At 66.1% G+C, this 19,836-nt stretch carries 19 protein-coding genes; 10 read left to right on the forward strand and 9 right to left on the reverse strand.

Features of this window, described 5'->3' with window-relative positions:
• The first annotated feature begins 75 nt into the window (after positions 1–75).
• Both HWX87_RS19690 and HWX87_RS19695 read left to right on the forward strand, forming a co-directional pair.
• Complete coding sequence (locus HWX87_RS19690; protein WP_176048665.1) at positions 76–1,101, forward strand: fatty acid desaturase; 1,026 nt, start codon at positions 76–78, stop codon at positions 1,099–1,101.
• Positions 1,102–1,286: 185 nt separating this feature from the next.
• On the forward strand, positions 1,287–2,489 hold the full coding sequence (locus HWX87_RS19695; protein ID WP_176048666.1) for a benzoate/H(+) symporter BenE family transporter: 1,203 nt from the start codon (positions 1,287–1,289) through the stop codon (positions 2,487–2,489).
• 34 nt (positions 2,490–2,523) lie between these two features.
• Here HWX87_RS19695 and HWX87_RS19700 read toward each other — a convergent pair whose 3' ends face one another.
• Both HWX87_RS19700 and HWX87_RS19705 read right to left on the reverse strand, forming a co-directional pair.
• Positions 2,524–3,411, reverse strand: a complete 888-nt coding sequence (locus HWX87_RS19700; protein ID WP_176048667.1) for an NAD(P)H-binding protein — start codon at positions 3,409–3,411, stop codon at positions 2,524–2,526.
• A 295-nt stretch (positions 3,412–3,706) separates the two neighbouring features.
• Positions 3,707–4,624 (reverse strand): AraC family transcriptional regulator, encoded by a 918-nt coding sequence (locus HWX87_RS19705; RefSeq protein WP_176048668.1) that lies wholly within the window; start codon positions 4,622–4,624, stop codon positions 3,707–3,709.
• 193 nt (positions 4,625–4,817) lie between these two features.
• On the opposite strand from HWX87_RS19705, the gene HWX87_RS19710 reads away from it, so the two are divergent.
• Positions 4,818–5,015, forward strand: a complete 198-nt coding sequence (locus HWX87_RS19710) for a hypothetical protein (RefSeq protein WP_176048669.1) — start codon at positions 4,818–4,820, stop codon at positions 5,013–5,015.
• A 21-nt stretch (positions 5,016–5,036) separates the two neighbouring features.
• Here HWX87_RS19710 and HWX87_RS19715 read toward each other — a convergent pair whose 3' ends face one another.
• Positions 5,037–5,990 (reverse strand): LysR family transcriptional regulator, encoded by a 954-nt coding sequence (locus HWX87_RS19715; RefSeq protein WP_176048670.1) that lies wholly within the window; start codon positions 5,988–5,990, stop codon positions 5,037–5,039.
• A gap of 100 nt (positions 5,991–6,090) precedes the next feature.
• Between HWX87_RS19715 and HWX87_RS19720 the strand changes: the two genes are divergently transcribed.
• From HWX87_RS19720 to HWX87_RS19730, 3 genes are all read left to right on the forward strand, one after another.
• Complete coding sequence (locus HWX87_RS19720; protein WP_176048671.1) at positions 6,091–7,449, forward strand: NAD(P)/FAD-dependent oxidoreductase; 1,359 nt, start codon at positions 6,091–6,093, stop codon at positions 7,447–7,449.
• 325 nt (positions 7,450–7,774) lie between these two features.
• Complete coding sequence (locus tag HWX87_RS19725; RefSeq protein WP_176048672.1) at positions 7,775–8,209, forward strand: phosphatase; 435 nt, start codon at positions 7,775–7,777, stop codon at positions 8,207–8,209.
• Positions 8,210–8,388: 179 nt separating this feature from the next.
• Complete coding sequence (locus HWX87_RS19730) at positions 8,389–10,014, forward strand: histidine-type phosphatase (protein WP_176048673.1); 1,626 nt, start codon at positions 8,389–8,391, stop codon at positions 10,012–10,014.
• Positions 10,015–10,038: 24 nt separating this feature from the next.
• On the opposite strand, the gene HWX87_RS19735 is transcribed toward HWX87_RS19730, so the two are convergent.
• Both HWX87_RS19735 and HWX87_RS19740 read right to left on the reverse strand, forming a co-directional pair.
• Complete coding sequence (locus HWX87_RS19735; RefSeq protein WP_176048674.1) at positions 10,039–10,719, reverse strand: alanyl-tRNA editing protein; 681 nt, start codon at positions 10,717–10,719, stop codon at positions 10,039–10,041.
• A 36-nt stretch (positions 10,720–10,755) separates the two neighbouring features.
• Positions 10,756–11,781: a sterol desaturase family protein gene (locus HWX87_RS19740; protein WP_176048830.1), complete on the reverse strand. Its 1,026-nt coding sequence runs from the start codon at positions 11,779–11,781 to the stop codon at positions 10,756–10,758.
• 94 nt (positions 11,782–11,875) lie between these two features.
• Between HWX87_RS19740 and HWX87_RS19745 the strand changes: the two genes are divergently transcribed.
• The 3 genes from HWX87_RS19745 (at position 11,876) to HWX87_RS19755 (ending at position 15,382) form a co-directional block, all read left to right on the forward strand.
• Complete coding sequence (locus HWX87_RS19745) at positions 11,876–12,922, forward strand: AraC family transcriptional regulator (RefSeq protein WP_176048675.1); 1,047 nt, start codon at positions 11,876–11,878, stop codon at positions 12,920–12,922.
• Positions 12,923–12,972: 50 nt separating this feature from the next.
• The gene (locus HWX87_RS19750; RefSeq protein ID WP_176048676.1) at positions 12,973–13,278 is read left to right on the forward strand and encodes a hypothetical protein; all 306 of its coding nucleotides are present in this window, start codon (positions 12,973–12,975) and stop codon (positions 13,276–13,278) included.
• A gap of 499 nt (positions 13,279–13,777) precedes the next feature.
• Positions 13,778–15,382: an EAL domain-containing protein gene (locus HWX87_RS19755; protein ID WP_176048677.1), complete on the forward strand. Its 1,605-nt coding sequence runs from the start codon at positions 13,778–13,780 to the stop codon at positions 15,380–15,382.
• A 16-nt stretch (positions 15,383–15,398) separates the two neighbouring features.
• Here the strand turns inward: HWX87_RS19755 and kdgR are convergent, their stop codons facing one another.
• The 3 genes from kdgR to kduI are packed head-to-tail and all read right to left on the reverse strand — an operon-like array spanning position 15,399 to position 17,986.
• Complete coding sequence (kdgR, locus tag HWX87_RS19760) at positions 15,399–16,280, reverse strand: DNA-binding transcriptional regulator KdgR (RefSeq protein WP_176048678.1); 882 nt, start codon at positions 16,278–16,280, stop codon at positions 15,399–15,401.
• 58 nt (positions 16,281–16,338) lie between these two features.
• Positions 16,339–17,145, reverse strand: a complete 807-nt coding sequence (gene kduD, locus HWX87_RS19765; protein ID WP_176048679.1) for a 2-dehydro-3-deoxy-D-gluconate 5-dehydrogenase KduD — start codon at positions 17,143–17,145, stop codon at positions 16,339–16,341.
• A 4-nt stretch (positions 17,146–17,149) separates the two neighbouring features.
• Positions 17,150–17,986, reverse strand: a complete 837-nt coding sequence (gene kduI, locus HWX87_RS19770; protein ID WP_176048680.1) for a 5-dehydro-4-deoxy-D-glucuronate isomerase — start codon at positions 17,984–17,986, stop codon at positions 17,150–17,152.
• 280 nt (positions 17,987–18,266) lie between these two features.
• Here kduI and kdgT point away from each other — a divergent pair, with 280 nt between their 5' ends.
• Positions 18,267–19,286 carry a 2-keto-3-deoxygluconate transporter gene (gene kdgT, locus HWX87_RS19775; protein WP_176048681.1) on the forward strand — a complete coding sequence of 340 codons (1,020 nt, stop codon included), beginning with the start codon at positions 18,267–18,269 and terminating at the stop codon, positions 19,284–19,286.
• A 148-nt stretch (positions 19,287–19,434) separates the two neighbouring features.
• Here the strand turns inward: kdgT and HWX87_RS19780 are convergent, their stop codons facing one another.
• Positions 19,435–19,809 carry a nuclear transport factor 2 family protein gene (locus HWX87_RS19780; RefSeq protein ID WP_176048682.1) on the reverse strand — a complete coding sequence of 125 codons (375 nt, stop codon included), beginning with the start codon at positions 19,807–19,809 and terminating at the stop codon, positions 19,435–19,437.
• Between the last annotated feature and the right edge of the window lie 27 nt (positions 19,810–19,836).

Consider the following 19,836-nt stretch of genomic DNA (forward strand, 5'->3'; position numbering starts at 1 on the left):
CCTGCGCACCCGGGCCGAGCGCCCCGGTTCTATCGCTCGTTCCCCGCACTGCCCGATCCATCCCGCCGCAACGCCATGGCCGAATACTTCGACGTCGATCACGCGCGCGCCATTGCCGCGCTCGACGCCCGCTTCACCGCCCGCACCGAGTGGCCGACCTGGCTGCTGGTCGCCGTCATCTACGGCGGCTGGCTTGCCGTGCTGCTGCTCGTGCGCGACGGGCACCTGTCGCTCGCGGCCGCGACGCCGCCGCTGATCCTGCTCGGCGCGTGGCATATGTCGCTGCAGCACGAGCTGCTGCACGGCCATCCGACGCGCTCCGCGTTCGTGAACAAGCTGCTCGGCTATCCGCCGCTGACGGTCTGGTATCCGTACACGCTGTATCGCGACACGCACCTCGACCATCATCGCGACGAAGACCTGACGGTGCCGGGCGTCGATCCCGAAACGAACTACGTGACGCGCGAACGCTGGGCGCGGCTGCCGCGCTGGCGCCGTGCGCTGACGGTCGCGCGCAAGACTTTCATCGGACGAATCGTCGTCGGGCCGCCGCTCGCCATCGTCGCGACGGTCGCCGATTCGGTCGCCGCGTTCCGGCGCGGCGACTTCCGCTATCTGCCGATGTGGATGACGCACGTTGCCTGCGTGGTCGTACTGCTCGCATGGCTGCAATGGGCGATCGGCGTGCCGTGGTGGTACTACCTGCTGGCCGTCACGTGGCCCGCACTGTCGCTCGCGATGATCCGCTCGCTGTACGAGCACCGCGCCGCGCGGCACCCGAAGGCTCGCATCACGATCAACGAGGCCGGCTTCGCGATGCGGCTGCTGTACCTGAACAACAACTACCACCTCGTTCATCACGACCTGCCGAAGCTGCCATGGTACGACCTGCCGCGTGCGTACCGGATGCGACGCGACGCGTATGTGAAGAAATGCGGCGGCTTCGTGATCCGCGGCGGGTATCGCGAGTTGCTCGCGCGCCATGCGTGGACGCCGACCGATACGCCCGTGCATCCGTTCGACGAAGGCACGGCGTCGCTGTCGACGGGGAGCGGGGTGAAGGTGGCCGTGGTCGACACGGTGCTGCAGATCAGTACGTGACGCCCGGCAGGGCCATCGATCCACCCACGATTGCGCGAATCCTTACGAAACGCCGACAATTCCGTTCTTCGCCGGCGAATTGCCAATTGCGCCGGCAATGCCCAGAATGACGGCTCATCCGGGGCTTCCAACAATCATTCGCCCCGGCTCTGCCTCGCGGCCGCGCGCCGCATTCCCCGACGACGATGCAACCGAACTCCCCGCCCGGCACGATCCGAACGATCGGCAACGACTGGTCCGTTTCCGCGATCACCGCAGGCTTTCTCGCTGTCCTGATTTCCTACGCAGGCCCGCTCGCGATCTTCTTCCAGGCGTCGCAGGCCGCGCACGTGTCCAATGAAATGGTGTCGTCGTGGGTCTGGGCGATCTCGATCGGCGCGGGCGTATCGGGCCTGTTCGCGAGCTGGAAGATGAAGGTGCCGATCATCACCGCGTGGTCGGCGCCCGGCACCGCGCTGCTCGTCGGCCTGTTTCCGCAACTGACGCTCAACCAGGCCGTCGGCGCGTACATCACGGCCGCGCTGATCATCCTGCTGATCGGCGTGACGGGCTATTTCGACCGGCTCGTGCGCCACATTCCGCGCGGCATCGCGTGCGGGATGATGGCCGGCATCCTGCTGCCGTTCGGCATGCATGCGTTCTCCGCCGCGTCGGACCAGCCCGTGCTCGCCTTCGGGATGATCGCGGCCTACGTGATCTTCAGGCGCCTGCTGCCGCGTTACAGCATCGTGCTCGTGCTGCTGACGGGCGCCGCGCTCGCGACGCTGCTCGGGATGACGCACCTCGGCAACGTGTCGCCGAGCATCGCGCGCCCGCTCTTCATCGCGCCCGAATGGACGCTCGGCACGACGCTCAGCCTCGCGTTGCCGCTCGTCGTCGTGAGCCTCACCGGCCAGTTCCTGCCGGGGATGACCATCCTGCGCGTGTCCGGCTATCACACACCGGCGCGCCCGATCATCACCGCGACCAGCGTGATGTCGCTCGTCGTCGCCTGCTTCGGCGGAATCACGATCGTCGTTGCCGCGATCACCGCGGCGCTGTGCACCGGCAAGGACGCGCACGAGGATCCGGACCGGCGCTACATCGCCGGCCTCGCGAACGGCGCGTTCTACCTGATCGGCGGGCTCTTCGCGGGCACGATCGTCACGGTGTTCTTCGCGCTGCCGAAGGCGTTCGTCGCGATCCTTGCGGGGCTCGCGCTGATCGGTGCGATCAGCGCGAACGTGCACGGGATCTTCGAGGACGAGAACCACCGCGAAGCGTCGGTGATCACGTTCCTCGCGACCGCGTCGGGGATGACGTGGCTCGGCCTCGGCTCGGCGTTCTGGGGGATCGTGATCGGGTCGCTGTCGTATGCGGTGCTGAACAAGGTGCGGCGGGCGGCGTGATGTCTGTCATGTGCGCCACGCGCTGCCGCTTCGATCAGCGTGCGTGCTGGCGCACCAGTTGCGAGAGTGCATCTACCGGCGGCGTCGTCCCGTAAGCGCGCTCCGACACGCCTGCCTCGACGTCGATCTGGCCGGCGTTGTGCACGTCGTACAGATCGACGATCAGCTGCGCATGGCGCTCGCTGAGCCCGGCGCGCAGCAGCGTCGCGTTCCACGTGTCGCGCGGCAGCTCATGCGCGACGATCGAGCGGCCGGCCGCCGCGCCGAGCGTATCCGCGATTGCCGTCACGCTCACCCGCCGCGGCCCTTCCACGCTGACGATGCGCGGTCCGCTGCCACCTTCCTGTGCATCGAGCAGCAGCCGCGCCGAGACGACGCCCACATCGGGCGCCCAGACCGCCGGAAATACCTTGCCGACCGGATGGTGGAAGCTCGGCAGCGCGCCCGTGCCGAGCGCGACCGGGAGGACGCGCGCCCAGTTCTGCAGATGCTCGGCCGACCGCAGCAACGTCAGCTGCGTCGGGATCGTCTTCAGCCGTTCCTCGAAATGATGAAACAGGCGAGTGATGCCGGTATTGCCGTCGCGCTCCGCGCCGTAGTCCGATAGCGCGAGCAGTGCGGGAGGTGGGTTTGCGGCGAGCGCGGCGGTCGCCACGTCGATCGTTCGCGTCATCGTCGCGGCGGGATCGGGGTCGGCGACCGGTACCGGGCACAGGATCTGCACGGCCTGTGCGCCATCGATTGCTGCGGCGATTGCATTCGCATCCGTCAGTTCCGCGATCGCGACATCGCAGCCGAGTTGTACGAAACGGTCGCGATGGCGCGCGTCGTGCAACACCGCGCGCACGGAATGGCCTGCGTTGCGCAAGGTCGTCACGGTCGACAGGCCGACGTTGCCTGATGCTCCGAAGATCACGAACACGATTCGCTCCTGGGGGATGAAGGTGTCGTGATTGTCGGGTTGTGCGGCCAGAACGGCGCTCAGGGAGGGATGAATCGAGCAGGAAAGGATGACGAGTTGAATGGCCGCGCCATGCGAGCAGCTCGTTGCAACACCTGTCACCCCGGATCGCACGATCTGCCAATCATGAGACGTTGCACTTCAGCAGCTCCCTCGAGACAGGGAAGGTGAGCGTGACAATTGGCCAGCAGCCTGTTGGACAATTGCCTTCGGATCAAACGCGAAATCACGTATCCGAATCCGTGCCATCGCTTCGTTATGTCCCGCTTCCGCCGCCCTCTCCGTCATACGCCAGCCGCAACCCACCCCGCGCCCCCGACCGCGCGATCTCCGTCGGCGTCGCACCGAGCACGCGATTCATCCAGTTCGCCATGTGGCTCTGGTGCGCAAACCCGGCTTCCAGCGCAATCTGGCTGATGCTGAGCCGGCCTTCGAGCAGCAGCGCCTTCGCCCGCTCCACCCGGCGCCGCACGACGTACTGGTGCACGGGCATCCCGAGCGTTTCGCGGAACAGCACCTTGAAATGCGGCACGCTGATCGACACGAGCGCCGCAAGTTCGGCCAGCGTCATGCGCCGCTCGAGATTCGCTTCGACATAGTCAATCACCCGCGCGGCCGCCTTCGGCGCAAGCGTGCGCCTGCGTTCGCGGAACGCGGGCTGGCCGTCGACCAGCCGCGCGACGAGCGCCGTGCACAGGCTTTCCGCGTAGAGCGGATCCGACGCGTCTTCCGCTTCGAGTTCGGCGGCCATCGCCCATGCGATGTGCTGCAGCCGCGGGTCGCGCACCTGCAGCCGGCGACGGATCTGCGCCTGCGACGGCTTCAGTTCGAGTTGCTCGACGGTGCGCCGCACGAACGTGTCGCTGAGCATGATGTGCAGGATCCGGCAGTCGGCGCTGTCGGTCCACTGGCCGGGCAAGCCGGCCGGAATCACGTCGACGTCGCCGTGCGCCTGGATGCGCGACACGCGTTCGCCGTCGCACACGCAATCCGCACGAACCGGCGAGCCGATATGCACGCCGATCCGGTGATGCTCGGCCGCCGGAATCCGGTAGGTGCCCGCGCGGATCTCCAGCAGCGACGCGCCAAAGCCCTGCCAGCCCAGCCCGCGGCTGGAGCGCAGGCTGACCGGGACGCCGTTGTCCGCCGGCGCCGCGAGAATCGCATCGCTCATGGCCTTCCTCCCGTGGATGGGGATGTCGAACGCGCATTGTGACGCGTTTTCAGCCCGCCTGCCGGGCTGCCGGCGGCGCGCCCGGGTCGAGCAGAAAAAGATCATCCGTTTCTGCTCCGGATGATCCTTGCGTGCGCGCCGGCGGGCGCCGCGACGCTTACGATCGCTCCATCCGACACCTACGGAGACCGTCATGCCCCATTATTGCCCGCAACGCGCGGCGTTCATCGCGCGCTCGCCTTCCACCGCCGCCCGCCCTTCGTCCGATCCCCGCTCGCGCACCAGCCGCACCACCATCGCCGCCTGGTGCCTGCGTCGCGTCGGCTGGTACCGGCTCGAACGGCTGCTCGCGTCGATTCCCGACAGCAACGACGATTTCGGGCTCGTCTGACCGGCCGGTCAACGTATCCGCCTACTTGCGCCGCCGCTCGTGCGGCGCCACCGTCGCACCGTCGATCACCGGCGCGCCCTGCTTGATCAGGAAATCCCGGAACAGCCCCGTCACCTGCGAGATCCGCCGGTCGGCGAGCGTGACCACATACCATTCGCGCTCGATCGGGTTGCCGGGAAACGGCAGCTGCCCGAGCAGCCCGGTGCGCAGTTCGAGTGCACACGCGTGCAACGACAGGAACGCGATGCCGAGCCCCGCTTCGGCCATCTGCTTGATCGCCTCGTTGCTCGACAGTTCGGAGCCCACATGAAACCGGTGGCCCGCGTTCTTGAACAGGCTCTCGACGGTCGAGCGCGTGCCTGCACCGCGTTCGCGCACGAGCAGGTGCGCGGATTCGAGATCCTTCAGCGCGACGCGCTTGCGCTGCATCAGCGGATGGCCGGGCGCCGCGACGAACACCATCGGATGCTTCGCGAACTCGACCGCGTGCGTACGCAGCTCCTTCGGCGCGCTGCCCATCACCGCGAGATCGATTTCATGCGTTGCGAGCATGCGGATGATGTCGTCGCGGTTGCCGACCTTGAAATACGTCTTCACGTGCGGCCGCGTCGCGGTGAATTTGACGAGCAGCGGCGGGATCAGGTATTCGGCCGTCGTGATCGCGCCGATCCGCAGCGTACCGCCGAGGTCGCCCGTCAGCGCGGCCACTTCGTCGCCGGCCTCGCTCCACAGATGCAGGATCTCGCGCGCATAGCGCGACACGATCTCGCCGGCCGCGGTCAGCTGCACGCCGCGCCCCACCCGCTGCAGCAACGCGGCGCCCACGGCCTCCTCGAGCAGGCGAACCTGGAGCGACACGGCCGGCTGCGTCAGGTTCAGCTCCTCGGCCGCGCGCGACACGCTGCCGAGCCGCGCAATCATGTCCAGCGCCTTCAGTTGCCGGAACGTCGCGGTCTTTCCTATAAGTGAATACATATGAGTCGCTTATAAACATTAAATTGTTCGAGTGGGTTCGAAACTATATCGTCGGTTCTTGAGCAATGTCATCCGAATCGTCATTCAGCGGGAGCCCAACATGGACAACACCACGCCCAACCTTGCAACGGACCGCGCACCGCGCCTGCCGCGCATCGTGATCGTCGGCGGCGGCGCCGGCGGCCTGCAACTCGCGACGCGTCTCGGCGACACGATCGGACGTCGCGGCCAGGCCGACATCGTGCTCGTCGATCGCTATCCGACGCACTTCTGGAAGCCGCTGCTGCACGAAGCCGCATCGGGCCATCGCGACCCGGCCTCGCACACGATCGAGTACGCGGCGCAGGCCAAGCGCCACGGCTTCCGCTTCGTGCAGGGCGCACTGCAGCGGGTCGACCGCGCGGCCCGCACCGCGACGATCGCGGCCGTGCACGATGCGGACGGCACCGAAGTCCTGCCGCAGCGCGAACTCGGCTATGACGATCTCGTGCTCGCCGTCGGCAGCGTGACGAACTTCTTCAACGTGCCGGGCGCCGCGCGCCATGCACTGCCGCTCGAAAACCTCGACCAGGCCGAGGATTTCCGCCGCAAGTTCCTCGCGGCCTGCACGAAGGCGAATCACGCGGCCGAGCAGCAACCGGCACGGCGCGCGGCGCCGATCTGCATCAACGTGATCGGCGCGGGCGCGACGGGCGTCGAACTGGCGGCCGCGCTGCGGCACGCGGTCCAGCAACTGACGACGTACCGCTTCAAGGCGCTGGTGTCCGCACGCGACGTGCACATCCGGCTGATCGAAGGCGGCCCGCGTATCCTGCCGGCGCTCGACGCGCGGCTGTCCGGCAAGATGCACGCACAGCTGCGCGCGCTGAACGTCGACGTGCTGACCGATACGCGTGTGGCGGAAGTCGGTGCGGACGCCGTGACGACCGCCACGGGCGAGCGGCTCGCGAGCGACATCACGATCTGGGCGGCCGGCGTCGCAGGCCCCGCGATTCTGCGGGACATCGGCGACCTCGCGCTCAACCGCTCGAACCAGGTGATCGTGACCGACACGCTGCAGACGCCCGACGATCCGCACGTATATGCATTCGGCGATTGCGCGGCATGCCCGTCGACCGGTGCGAGCGGATTCCTGCCGCCGCGCGCGCAGGTCGCGCACCAGCAGGCCGTGTATCTGGTCAACGCGTTCGCGCGGCGCATCGCCGGCAAGCCGGTGGCCGGCTTCACGTTCCACGATGCGGGCACCGTCGTGTCGCTCGGGCATGCGGGCGCCGTGTACCAGGCGGACATCAGCGTGCGTTCGCGCTCGCTGATCGTCGACGGGCTGGCGGCGATCGGGCTGTACAAGTTCCTGTACCGCAAGCACCTGTTCAGCGTGGTCGGCGTGAAGCGCGCGTTGTTCCAGTCGCTGAGCCACTGGCTGCAAAGCCGCAACCAGCCGTCGATCAAGCTGCACTGAGCGACGACTCGCACGCGAGCATCGCATGACGGCATATCGGGCGGCCATCGCCCGATATGCCGTTTTTTTATATGCATATGCCCGATGCATTCAGACTGTGCGCTACGCTGGTGCATCACATCGAAGGCCGTCGATGCGACGCAATCCGCGCGAAAAACACCATAAGACACGCATCCCATGCCCACTCTGGCTCGCGACCCGATTCATTAGTCGAATCGTATGAGTCTGATAAAAATATTAATTGGTCGCGTTTTCCGGATCGACGCTAAGGTGTGTGGCATTCCCGTCGGCGAACGGATCATCACGTCTCTGAAGAGGAATCACCGTGGTTATCGAAGCCATCGTCACCCGTCTCGACGCAGCATTCGCACAGATCGAAGCAACACCGGATTCACACGAAGCGCGCCATCAACGCGACGCGATCATCCAGTGGCTCGACCAGGCATCGGAAGAAGGATATCGGCTCGGTCTCGTCACGACGCTGCCCGCCGCACGGCTCAGCGACATGTTCGAAGGCCAGTTCGGCCGTGCGAACCTCGACCGCTTCTCGGTCGTCGTCACCGATGCCAATCAGCAGGACTCCGGATCGAATCAGCATCCTTTCGACGTCGCGCTGCAGGCGCTCGGCGTGCCGCCCGAACGCGCGGTCGCGATCGCGAGCAGCGAACCGGAGCGCCGCGAAGCCGAGCATTTCGGTCTGTCGCGCTGCGTGAACATCACCGACACCGTGCGCTCGATCGCATCGGCCGGCCTGCACTGAGCGTCGGCACACGGGCCGGCAGCAGCCGGCCAGCATCGATCCGGCGGCAATCCGACGATTAGCCGACCGCATCCTGACATTCTGCTGTCAAAGTCGCTTGCAACACTTCCGGGCTTGACCGAACTCTCCCGGAGACAGGACGACGCGAACGCGCATCGTCCTGTCCGCTGCCCGCCACGATGACACGCCCGACCCGCACCGCCACCGCCCTCACGATTGCCTGCCTGCTGCTCGCCGCCTGTGGCGGCGACGACTCGACGCCGCGCGCCACATCGGCCGACGACAGCAACACGACGCCCGCACCGCAGCCGCAACCACAGCCCAAGCCGACACCGGCGCCCGCAACCTACTACCAGACGAAGACGCCGTATCGTCCGCAGCAGGATGCCGCGACTTACGAAGCGCCGCCTGCCGGCTATGCGCCCGTCTATACCGAACTCGTCGCGCGCCACGGCTCGCGCGGACTGTCGGGCTTCAAGTACGACGGCGCGATCTACGCGATGCTGCTCAAGGCCGAGGCCGACGGCGCGCTGACCGCGCTCGGCGCGCAACTCAAGGCCGACACGTACGCGATGATGAAGGCCAACGCGTTGCTCGGTTACGGCGTGCCGGGCATCTCGACGCCCGGGTACGGCAACCTCACGCAAACCGGCATCCGCGAACACCAGCAGCTCGCCACGCGTCTCGCGCAACGGCTGCCCACGCTGTTCGCGGCGGGCAACCGGCAGGTCGTCGTCGTCAACTCGGGCCAGGATCGCGCGGTCGACAGCTCGACCTATTTCTCCGCGGCGCTCGTCGCCGCTCAGCCGGCACTGGCGCCGGCCATCACGCTGCCCGCCGCGCCGTCCGGCTATCCGGCGAACGCGCCGGCCACGCAGCCGGCCGGCACCAACCGCTTCCTGCTGTATTTCCACTCGCTGAAGCCAGCCACCGATCTCGTGACCGATACGAGCGATCCGTACTACGCAACCTATCAGGCGAGCCAGGCGTATCAGGCCTATGCGAACGACGCGACGGTAGCCGCGAAGCTGAAGGCGATCAAGGCCGCACCGCAAGCGGCCGACGTCGCACAGACGGTGCTGTCCGCACTCGTATCGCCGGCGTTCATCGCGAAGCTCGGCACCGACGGCTACACGTTCGCGAACACGGGCACCTATGCGTTCACGTCGACCGACGGCAAGTTCACCAACACGCTGAAGGGCGACGGCAAGACGAAGATCGCGACAGCCGTCGATGCGGTGAACGTGCTGTACAACCTGTTGCAGATCGCGCCCGCGATGACCGCGGAAACCGGCGGCGTCACGCTGGAGAAGTACATCGGCGCCGAGCAGGCGCAGTATCTCGCGTATCTGCAAGATGCCGAGGACTACTACCAGAAGGGGCCCGGTATCCAGGAGGCAAACCCCGTTACGTACCGGATGGCGAAAGTGCTGCAGGACGATTTCTTCCGCGAAGTCGACGCGATCACGCACGGCGACCTGACGCGCGCCGCGAAGCTGCGCTTCACGCACGCGGAAATCGTGATTCCGTTCGCGTCGATCATGAACCTGAAGAACGTGTTCGTGCCGACGCCGCAGGCGCAGACCTACACGTACGCGAACAACCCGTGGCGCGGCGACCAGGTGTCGCCGATGGCCGCGAACATGCAGTGGGATGTCTATCGCAACGGGGCACGGCTCATCGTGAAGATGCTGTACAACGAGCGCGAGACGGATTTCCAGGCCGCATGCGACGGCGCGAAGATCGCGCCGGCCAGCCACTTCTACGACTATGCGGCGTTGAAGCAGTGCTACGGGTACCAGTGACGCAAGCGTGACGAGCGGCGCGGGTCACGCAAGCCGCATCGTCGCGCGCCCGCCTGCCGCCTGCGGGTCGAGCAGCATCACCTCGATCCGCTCCTTGCCCTTCCCGGTATTCTTGCGCTTGAGCGTCAGCATGCCGATCTCGCCGGTCGTCGCGGGATGCGTGCCGCCGCATGCCATCGTCGCAAAGCCGTCGACCGTCCAGAAGCGGCGCTGCGCGTCGACATCGCTGAAGTCGGTCACGATGCGCAGGTCGCGCTTCGACAGATCGGCCGCAGCCGCTTCGATCTCCGGAAACAACGGCGCTAGGCTCATATCGCTCGCGAAGTCGATGCGCGCCTTGTCCTGCGCAATATGCGCGCCGATGCGCTCGATACCGGGCCTGAGCCGGTAGACCAGTTGCAGCACCATTTCGGCCGCGAAGTGCAGGCGCATCAGCCGGTACCGGCGCGCCCAGTCGATGCGCCAGGTCACCGGATCCCCGACGCGCAGCGCATGGTCATGCGGAAGCGTATAGACGATGTCGAGGCCCTGCTTCTCGGCCCGGATGACCGGATAGTCGCCCAGCGATCCCGCATCGCTTTCCTGGCCGCCTGAAAACGCGAAGAAGATGGTCGCATCCACCCGCACGCGTTCGCCGTCGACGTGCGTGACGACGGTATCCAGCGTGGTCCGGTAGGGATCGTCCCAGAATACTTTCCTTGTCATCGCCCGCCACGCCTTTCGCCGAGGAAAACCCCCAGCTTAGCCCGGGCGCGTCCCGGTGGCTTGTACGATCTTGCGCCCGGAAACCGTCGCGCCGGCGGCCGGCTCGGCACGCGGTGCCATTGCGCCTTCCTCGTCTTCCTCGCCCTTGCGCTCGACGCTCCACGTATGGATCGGCCGATGCCCCGGCCGCTCCCACTCGGGCGGCATCCACAGGTGTTTCAACCGCTGCAGAACCGGCCCGGGGGCGAGCACGTCGCGCCACATGTCGACGAACTCGTGTACGTTCAGAACCAGGAAGTTGTACGAACGAATCTGCTGCGTGATCCCGTAGTCAACCGGTTCCGTTTCCTCGACATAGGTGCCGAACATGCGATCGAAAATGATCAGCACGCCGCCGTAGTTCCTGTCGATATAACGCGGATTGCGGCCGTGATGCGCACGATGGTTCGACGGCGTGTCGAACACGTACTCGAACCAGCGCGGCAGCCGCCCGATCGCTTCGGTATGCACGAAGTACTGGTACGCGAGATCGACCGCGAGCAGGAACAGCACGACGGCCGGCGGAATGCCGAGCCACACGGGCGGCAGATAGAACACGAACACGCCGACGAACGCGTTCAGCAGGGACTGCCGCATCGCCGTCGTGAAGTTCATCACTTCGCCGCTGTGATGCGGCACGTGCGCGGACCAGAACCAGCGCACGCGGTGCGACGTGCGATGAAACCCGTAGTAGCAGAATTCCACGAGGACGAAGATCGGCACGATCGTGAAGCCGTTCACCGGCACGTCGAACAGCCGGTGCCGATAGACCCACGCGAAGATCGCGCCCGTGAACAGGAGCCCCATCACGGTCTCGGCCACCTGATAGCCGGCGCCGAGCGACAGGTTCGCGACGATCTCCTTCCCGCGAAACGGTTCACGGCGCCCGCGCCCGGTCATCACCGCATATTCGATCGCGAACGCGATCAGGAACACCGGCGTCATGCCGATCAGCAACACCTGCTTCCAGTCCACGTCGTTACCCAGGAACGCATGGAGCCACGTCATCAACTCGGTCGGCATGTCGGCAGCCTCGATCAGGAACTGCCGCGCAGTATGGTCGCGCACGGGTCAACCCGCGTTGACACTTGCCGACGATTACTTGACACTTTCCGCCATGCCCGCCGCCTCTCCGCTCGCGACCCAGCGCGTCTACTACTCGAGCACCTACGTGCGGCTGCTGTTCGACTATCTGTCCGAGCAAGGCCAGGATGCAGCGCGCGTGCTCGGCGAGGCGCGACCGCCCGAGGACGATCGCGGGCTGACGCTGTATGCGAGCGCGCACTGGCGCGGCCTGCTCGAACGCGCGGTCGGCGCGCTCGACGATCCGCTGCTCGGCCTGCACGTCGGCCAGCGGATCACGCCCGCGCATCTCGGCGCACTCGGCTATGCGCTGCATGCGTGCCGCGACGCCGGCGCCGCGCTCGCGCGCTGGCAGCAATACGAACACCTGATCGCGAACGTCGCGCGCATGGAAGTGCGCGTCGAGGCGACGTCGGTCGCGATCGAATGGCACGATGCGCCCGAACCGCTCGGCCCGCTCGTCGACGAAGTGGCGCTGACCGCGATCGTCCAGTTCGCGCGCAACATCACCGGCACGCGCAACGGTCCCGACGAAGTCTGCTTCGTGCATCCGTCACCGCGTGACGCACGGCCGTATGTCGACTACTTCGGCTGCCCGGTGCGGTTCGGCCAGCCGGTGAACCGGCTCGCGTTTCCGTTGCACCTTCTCACGCAGCCGCTGCAACAGCCGGACGACGCGCTGCGGCACATGATGGAACGCCAGGCGAGCGCGCTGCTCGCCGAGTTGCGGCAGACCGACGACCTCGAACAGTCGGTGCGCGAAGCCGTCGCACGCTTGCTGACGCAAGGCGAAGCCAGCATCGAGCAGATCGCGTCCGACCTGCATGTGTCGTCGCGCACGCTGCATCGCCGGCTGGCCGAACTCGGGCTGAACTACCGGATCCTGCGCGAGGACACGCGGCGGCGGCTCGCGATCGACCACCTGAACGATCCGCGGCTGACGCTGGCGGAAGTCGCCTGGCTGCTCGGTTATTCGGAGCACAGCGCATTCACGCGCGCCTTCCGGCGCTGGACCGGCGAATCGCCGCAGCAGTGGCGCAGCCGGCAGCCGGCGCGGCCGGCAAGCGTCGCGCGCGGCTGACGAACTCGCGCCGGCCGGCGCGGTCGAACGGGCATCGCCGGAGAATCCTCATGAAACGCGTTGCCACTGCCGCTGTCCTGACCCTGCTTGCCGCCGTCAGCTTGCCGGCAACCGCTGGCGCACCGTCCGGTGCCGCCGCGCCGGTTCCCGTTCAGGCACCCGCGAAAAACTGCGTCCCGTCACGGGAGACCATGCAGGACGTCCGCTCGCCGTCGAAGGCCCCGCCGATCCGCATCTGCGTCGGCGATTCGGATACGCAACTGAACCTGCCGTGGTTCCTGACCGATGTCCTCACCGCGGTCGACACGCGCCAGTCGCCCGGCGCCCTGCTTCACAAGATGCGCAACGATTTCTGAATCGCGACGGGCGCCACCTGCGGCGCGCCGCGCCTGCATCGCTCGTTCCGCATCAGCGGCACTCATTCCTTTCGCCATCCTTTCGGATATGCGTGCGACGACACGTCGCCTAAAACGGCATTTCGCGGCAATGTTTCTTTTTGAGACGCAATCACAAAACTGCACCAATTTTTAATCAACAATATTTCGTAATAGCGCGTCACATCTTATACTTGCCGCGCACCATCCTCGTGCCAAGAGACGGTGTCTTTCGACCCGGCCGCATGACCATGCGGTCGGGGTTTTTTTCGGTGTGCTACGTCAATATAGATGCGCAGAATGCACTTGTTATTGACGCACGCCGCCGGACTGCATGACCGATCTTGACGGGGCTGCCGCCGATGCCCGTCACGATCGCTGACCCGGCTTGCATCGCGATACCGTGCGCGAGCCGGATCGCCCGGACCGGGCATGACGCGTGCGCGCCGCACGCGCACTCACCGGTTCGACTTGCCTCTCAATGCGTACAACATCAAAGGCAACCGCGGGAATGTCGGCGCTCATACCTGGCTCGAAGTCCGTTTTCCAGCGCAGCGGCGCGTGGCCGCGGGTAGTCTTTTTCATCGCCGTAATCGTTTGCGTGCTCGTGCCCGCCTGCGCGATCGTGCTTGCCGACCGCTACGCGCGCGATGCCGTCACCGCGCAGGAACGTGTCGTCGCGAACGACATCGTGGCCACGGTGGACCGCATCCTCGACGGCGTTCGCCTGCGGCATGCGGACGAGCTGACCGCGCTCGTCGGGCGCCCCTGCGCGACGATATTCCGGACGCTGGCTGAAGTGAGCACTCGCCTGCGCTACCTGCGCGCCGTCGGGCTGGTGAACGACGGCCGCGTCATGTGCTCGTCGGCCCTCGGCGCCATCGACCTGCCGCTCGACGCGTACACGCGCGAGCCCGCACCGGGTTCGACGATCGTCACGCTGCTGCGCCAGACGCCGTTTCAGCATGGCATTCCGGTGCTGGCCGTGTATCGCGCCACGGCGCACGGCGCGGGTGTCCTGTACCTGATCGAAGGCGACTACGTGGTCGATGCGCTCGCACCGAGCGCCCGCAACGGCACGGAAACCGCCACGCTGTCGGTCGCCGGATCGGGCCGTCTCGACCAGCAAGGAAAGTTCACGCCGGAATCGGATGCAGGCCCCGTCGGCGGCACCACGATTGCATCGCAACGATGGCCGTTCACGGTGTCGGTGGGCGCATCGGCTCAGTATGCATCGCACGTCCAGGGCCACTACCGGTTGATCGCCATGACGATCGTGCTGCTCGCCGACGGTCTCGTGATGGCCGCCTACCTGCTGGCGATGGCGCCACGGCGGCTGTTGCTGAAAGCCGTGCGCCACGCACTCAGTCACAACGAGTTTCATGTCGTGTACCAGCCGATCGTCGATGTGCAGACGCGCAGGACGGTCGGCGTTGAAGCGTTGCTGCGCTGGCAGCATCCGAAGTGGGGGGCCATCAGCCCGTCCGTGTTCATCCCGCAGGTGGAAGCGAGCACGGTGCTGCCGAAGGTGACCGAATTCGTGCTGCGAACGGCCGTGTCCGAACTCACCGCGCTGACGCCGTCCGCGCCGCTGCGCATCGCGGTGAACATCGCGCCGAAGGATCTCGAGCGTACGCGGTTCGTGGCCGTCGTCGAGGAGGCGATCCACGCGCTGCCGCCCGGCTTCACGCTGGTGCTCGAGGTGACCGAACGCATCCTGCTCGAAAAGAATGCGCGGACCACCGAAATATTCCATGCGCTTCGGTCGAAAGGCGCGAAGTTCGCGATCGACGATTTCGGCACGCATCACAGCAATCTCGACATGCTGTCGCGCTTCCCGTTCGACTACGTGAAGATCGACCGGCAGTTCGTCGCGCAGCTGAACGGCGGCGGTGCAGGGCTGATCGAGGGAATCGCGGCCGTCGCGCATCACTACGACCTGAAGATCATCGCGGAAGGCGTGGAGACGGAAGCGCAGCATCGCGCGCTGCACGCGGTCGGGATTCAGTATGCGCAAGGCTATCTGTATCGGCGGCCGCAGCGCGCGGAGAGCCTGAAACGCGATTTCGGGTGGGCGTCGGCGTAGCGGCGACGCCGCACGCTCAATCCTGCGCGACCGTCGCCGGCTCCACGCCTGCCGCTTGCGGACGATACCCGAGCCGCGCGGAAATCGCCTGGCCGGCTTCCTTCAGCAGTGCGACGTAATGCGCTTTCGTATCCGCACCGCAACGCATCGTCGGGAACGACAGCGACAGCCCCGCGATCACGCGATCGAAACGGTCGAACACGGGCACCGCGAGACACAGCAGGCCGTCTTCCTGCTCCTCGTTGTCTTCGCCGTAGCCCTGCTGCCGTACGTGCGGCAGGATGCTCATCACCGCATCCGCCGACGCGAGCGTCTTCGCGGTCGACTTCCTGAACTCGATGCCGGCCAGCACCGCGCGCGCTTCGTCGGGCGTCATCCACGCGAGCAGCACCTTGCCGATCGCGGTGCTGTACAGCGGATTGCGCCGGCCGATCCGCGACTGCATGCGCAGCCCGTAATCGGCGTCGATCTTGTGGATGTAGATGATCGCGTCCTCGTCGAACGCGCCGAGGTGCACGGCTTCGCGCGTCAGCTGCCCGATGCGGCGCATCTCGAGATCGGCCTCGCGCACGAGGTCCACGCTTTCCAGCGCCTTGCTGCCCAGCTCGAACAGCCGGATTGTCAGCCGGTAACGGTCGGTCTCGCCTTCCTGCGCGACGTAGCCGAGCGCCTTCAGCGTCTGCAGGAAGCGATGCACCGTCGTCTTCGACATGCCGAGATGCTGCGACAGGTCGCTGATGCCGATCTCGCGGCGATCGCCGAGCGCGGCGAGGATCGTGAAGACCTTGCCGACGGCCGCGACCGAATCGGCCTTTTCGGCGGACCCTGCCGCCGACGTGTCGGCTTCGGCCCCCTGGTTCGCCTGATCGCCTTTGCGCTGCCTGGGCGTTGCTGTCATGTCCGTGAATCCGTGAGTGCGAATCGGGAGAGCATAACGCGTCCGCCGCGCGGCACGGTCAGCGCGCGAGCCACCCGCCGTCGACGGCGAGCGTATGACCGTGCACGTAGTCCGACGCGCGCGATGCGAGAAACACGGCCGCGCCCGCGAGATCGTCGGGCACGCCCCAGCGGCCGGCCGGGATGCGGCCGAGGATTTCGTCGCTGCGCCGGCTGTCCTCGCGCAATTGCGCGGTGTTGTCGGTTTCCATATAGCCGGGCGCGATCGCGTTCACGTTGATCCCATGCGCGGCCCATTCGTTCGCGAGCAGGCGCGTCAGCCCCAGCACGCCGCTTTTCGACGCCGTGTACGACGGCACGCGGATACCGCCCTGGAACGACAGCATCGACGCGACGTTCACGATCTTGCCGCCGCGCCCCTGCCGCACCATCTGCCGCGCGACGGCCTGCGACAGGAAGAACACGCTCTTCAGGTTCACGTCGATCACGGCGTCCCAGTCGGCCTCGGTGAATTCGAGTGCATCGCAACGACGGATCATGCCCGCGTTGTTGACGAGGATGTCGACGTGACCGAACGCATCGACCGCGCCGCCGACGATCCGCTCGACCGGTTCGAGCGTCGACAGATCGGCGCGCACGTCGACGAAACGCCGACCGGCCGCCTCGACGCACGCCGATGTCTCGGCAGGCGCCGAGCGGTTCGCGCCGACGATGTCGCACCCGGCCGACGCGAGCGCGACCGCCATCGCCGCGCCGAGCCCCGTGTTGCAGCCGGTGACGATCGCGACCTTGCCGGTCAGGTCGAACAGGCCGGCGAGCGCGGTGCGCGCGTCGGTGGAAGGCAGATCGGACGTATCGCGTTTCATGATGTCAGCGCAGGTCGGCAACGGCGATGTGATCCATGTCCTTGAACACCTGGTTCTCGCCGACCATCCCCCAGATGAACGTGTACGCCTTCGTGCCGACGCCCGAATGGATCGACCAGCTCGGCGAGATCACCGCCTGCTCGTTGTGCACGACGACGTGGCGCGTTTCCTGCGGCTCGCCGAGCATGTGGAACACGGCCGCGTCGTCGGCGAGGTTGAAGTAGAAATACACCTCCATCCGGCGCTCGTGCGTATGGCACGGCATCGTGTTCCACAGGCTGCCGGGTTCGAGCTTCGTCATCCCCATCGACAACTGGCAGGTGGGCAGCACGTCGGGCACGATGAACTTGTAGATCGTTCGGCGGTTGCTCGTGGCCGCATCGCCGAGCGTTTCGGGCGATGCCTGCGCGAGCGTGATCGTGCGTGTCGGATAGGCCGTGTGCGCGGGCGCGCAGTTCAGATAGAACTTCGCGGGATGCGCGCGATCGTCGCTGCCGAACACGACACCCTGCCCGCCTTGCCCGATGTAGATCGCCTCTTCGGTGCCCACCGCATGACGCTGCCCGTCGACCTCGACCCAGCCGGGCCCGCCGATATTGATCGCCCCCAGTTCGCGACGCTCCAGCAGATGACTCACGCCCATCGCCGCACCGAGCGACGCGGGCACCTCGACCGGCCGCGTGGCCGGCCACGCGCCGCCGACGATGATCCGGTCGATGTGGCTGTAGGTGAGCGACAGCGCGTCCGGCGCGAATACGTTCTCCACCAGGAAATGCCGGCGCAGGCCGGCCGTATCGAGCGTCTTCGCGTGTTCGCCGTGTATGCCCTGTCGCACTTCCATGCCGGTTCTCCGTGGGGATTGAATGTGCCGCCAGCCTCCGCAACGGCGGCGGTCATACGATGAATTGAAGCACAGATTCCACAAATACGGAACGTCGATCCGAAAACAAAGCACGGCGCAGCAGCCCTTAAATTCCCTTTTTTATCAGCATTTTATGACGATACGGGTATACGACTACCCATCAATCTATCAAAATCGGACCATCGTTCCGAATCATGTTCTATAGTCAGTCAGCAGACATCATTCGACAACGGGACGCATCGACGTCCACGGAGGAGACGTGAAGCTGAAACAGGCCATCGACCGCATTCCAGGCGGGCTCATGCTGGTCCCGATGCTGCTCGGCGCGTGCGTGCACACGTTCGCGCCGAACGCCGGGAAGTACTTCGGCTCGTTCACCAACGGCCTGATCGCGGGCACGGTGCCGATCCTCGCCGTCTGGTTCTTCTGCATGGGCGCGACGATCAACCTGCGCGCGACCGGTGTCGTGCTGCGCAAATCCGGCACGCTGCTCGCGACGAAGATCGTGGTCGCGTGGCTGGCGACCTTGATCGCCGCGCAGTTCATCCCGGACGAAGGCATCCGCACGGGCCTCTTCGCCGGCCTGTCGTTGCTCGCGATCACGACGTCGATGGACATGACCAACGGCGGCCTCTATGCGGCCGTGATGCAGCAGTACGGCAGCAAGGAAGAAGCCGGCGCGTTCGTGCTGATGTCGATCGAATCGGGGCCGCTCGTCAGCATGCTGATCCTCGGCGCGGCCGGCGTCGCGGTGTTCGAGACGCGGCTGTTCGTCGGCGCCGTGCTGCCGTTCCTGATCGGCTTCACGCTCGGCAACCTCGATGAAGACCTGCGCGAGCTGTTCGGGCGCTGCGTGCATCCGCTGATCCCGTTCTTCGGCTTCGCGCTCGGCAACGGCATCGATCTCAACGTGATCGCGAAGAGCGGGCTGCCGGGCATCGCGCTCGGGCTCGCGGTGATCGTCGTGACGGGTGCGCCGCTGATTCTGGCGGACAAGTTGCTTGGCGGCGGTAACGGAACCGCCGGGCTTGCCGCGTCGTCGACGGCCGGCGCCGCGGTCGCGAACCCGGCGATCATCGGCGAGATGATTCCGAAGTTCAAACCGATGGTGCCGGCCGCGACGGCGATCGTCGCGACGGCTTGCCTCGTGACGGCGATTCTCGTGCCGATCCTGACGGCGATGTGGGCGAAGCGGGCGGCGAGAATGTCAGGGGTACAGATTATCGTTGCGGCGCGAGCGGGGCATGGCGCGCCGATCGAACATGAGGGGCATGTTTGACGTGGTGCCGGTTCGAGTCTGGTCCCCGGCACCCGCTTCGAGTCGACCCATGTTCGATGGCATGAAAACCCCGGGAAATCGAAGCGTTTCCCGGGTTTTTTGTTCGTTGATGTTTGCGCGGACTCTGTCGCATCCGCAGCGCGGCGCTTCAGTCGAACGTACGCACGATGGCAGACGCCTTGTTTGCAATCAGCCAACTGCCTTCCACCTTGTGTATGGCGAAGTGATCGTTGAACAGCCTGTTCCCGATCCGCACCCGCACCGTGGCCGTTGAAAGGCTGTCCGAGATGTTTTCCATCGAGAGGATCGCCTCGTCTCTTGGCGCGCCGGTTGAGCGGGGACTCGGCCTCCCGTTGATGAGCGCCGCATACTCCGACGACGACAGGGTGCGCAGCCGGCCTTCATCCAGCCACTGAATCAGGCAGCTCGGGTGAAAGACCTTGTTGAAGTCACGGCTCTGCGGCTCATAAGCCAAATTGAAATAATCCTCGATCAAGGCGACGACAGCTTGGGTCTGGGTCATGACTGGCTTTCCTCGGTAGTGAACGGC

This window comes from Burkholderia sp. BCC1644 (genome assembly GCF_902833225.1).
In the GTDB taxonomy this organism is placed as follows: Bacteria; Pseudomonadota; Gammaproteobacteria; order Burkholderiales; family Burkholderiaceae; genus Burkholderia.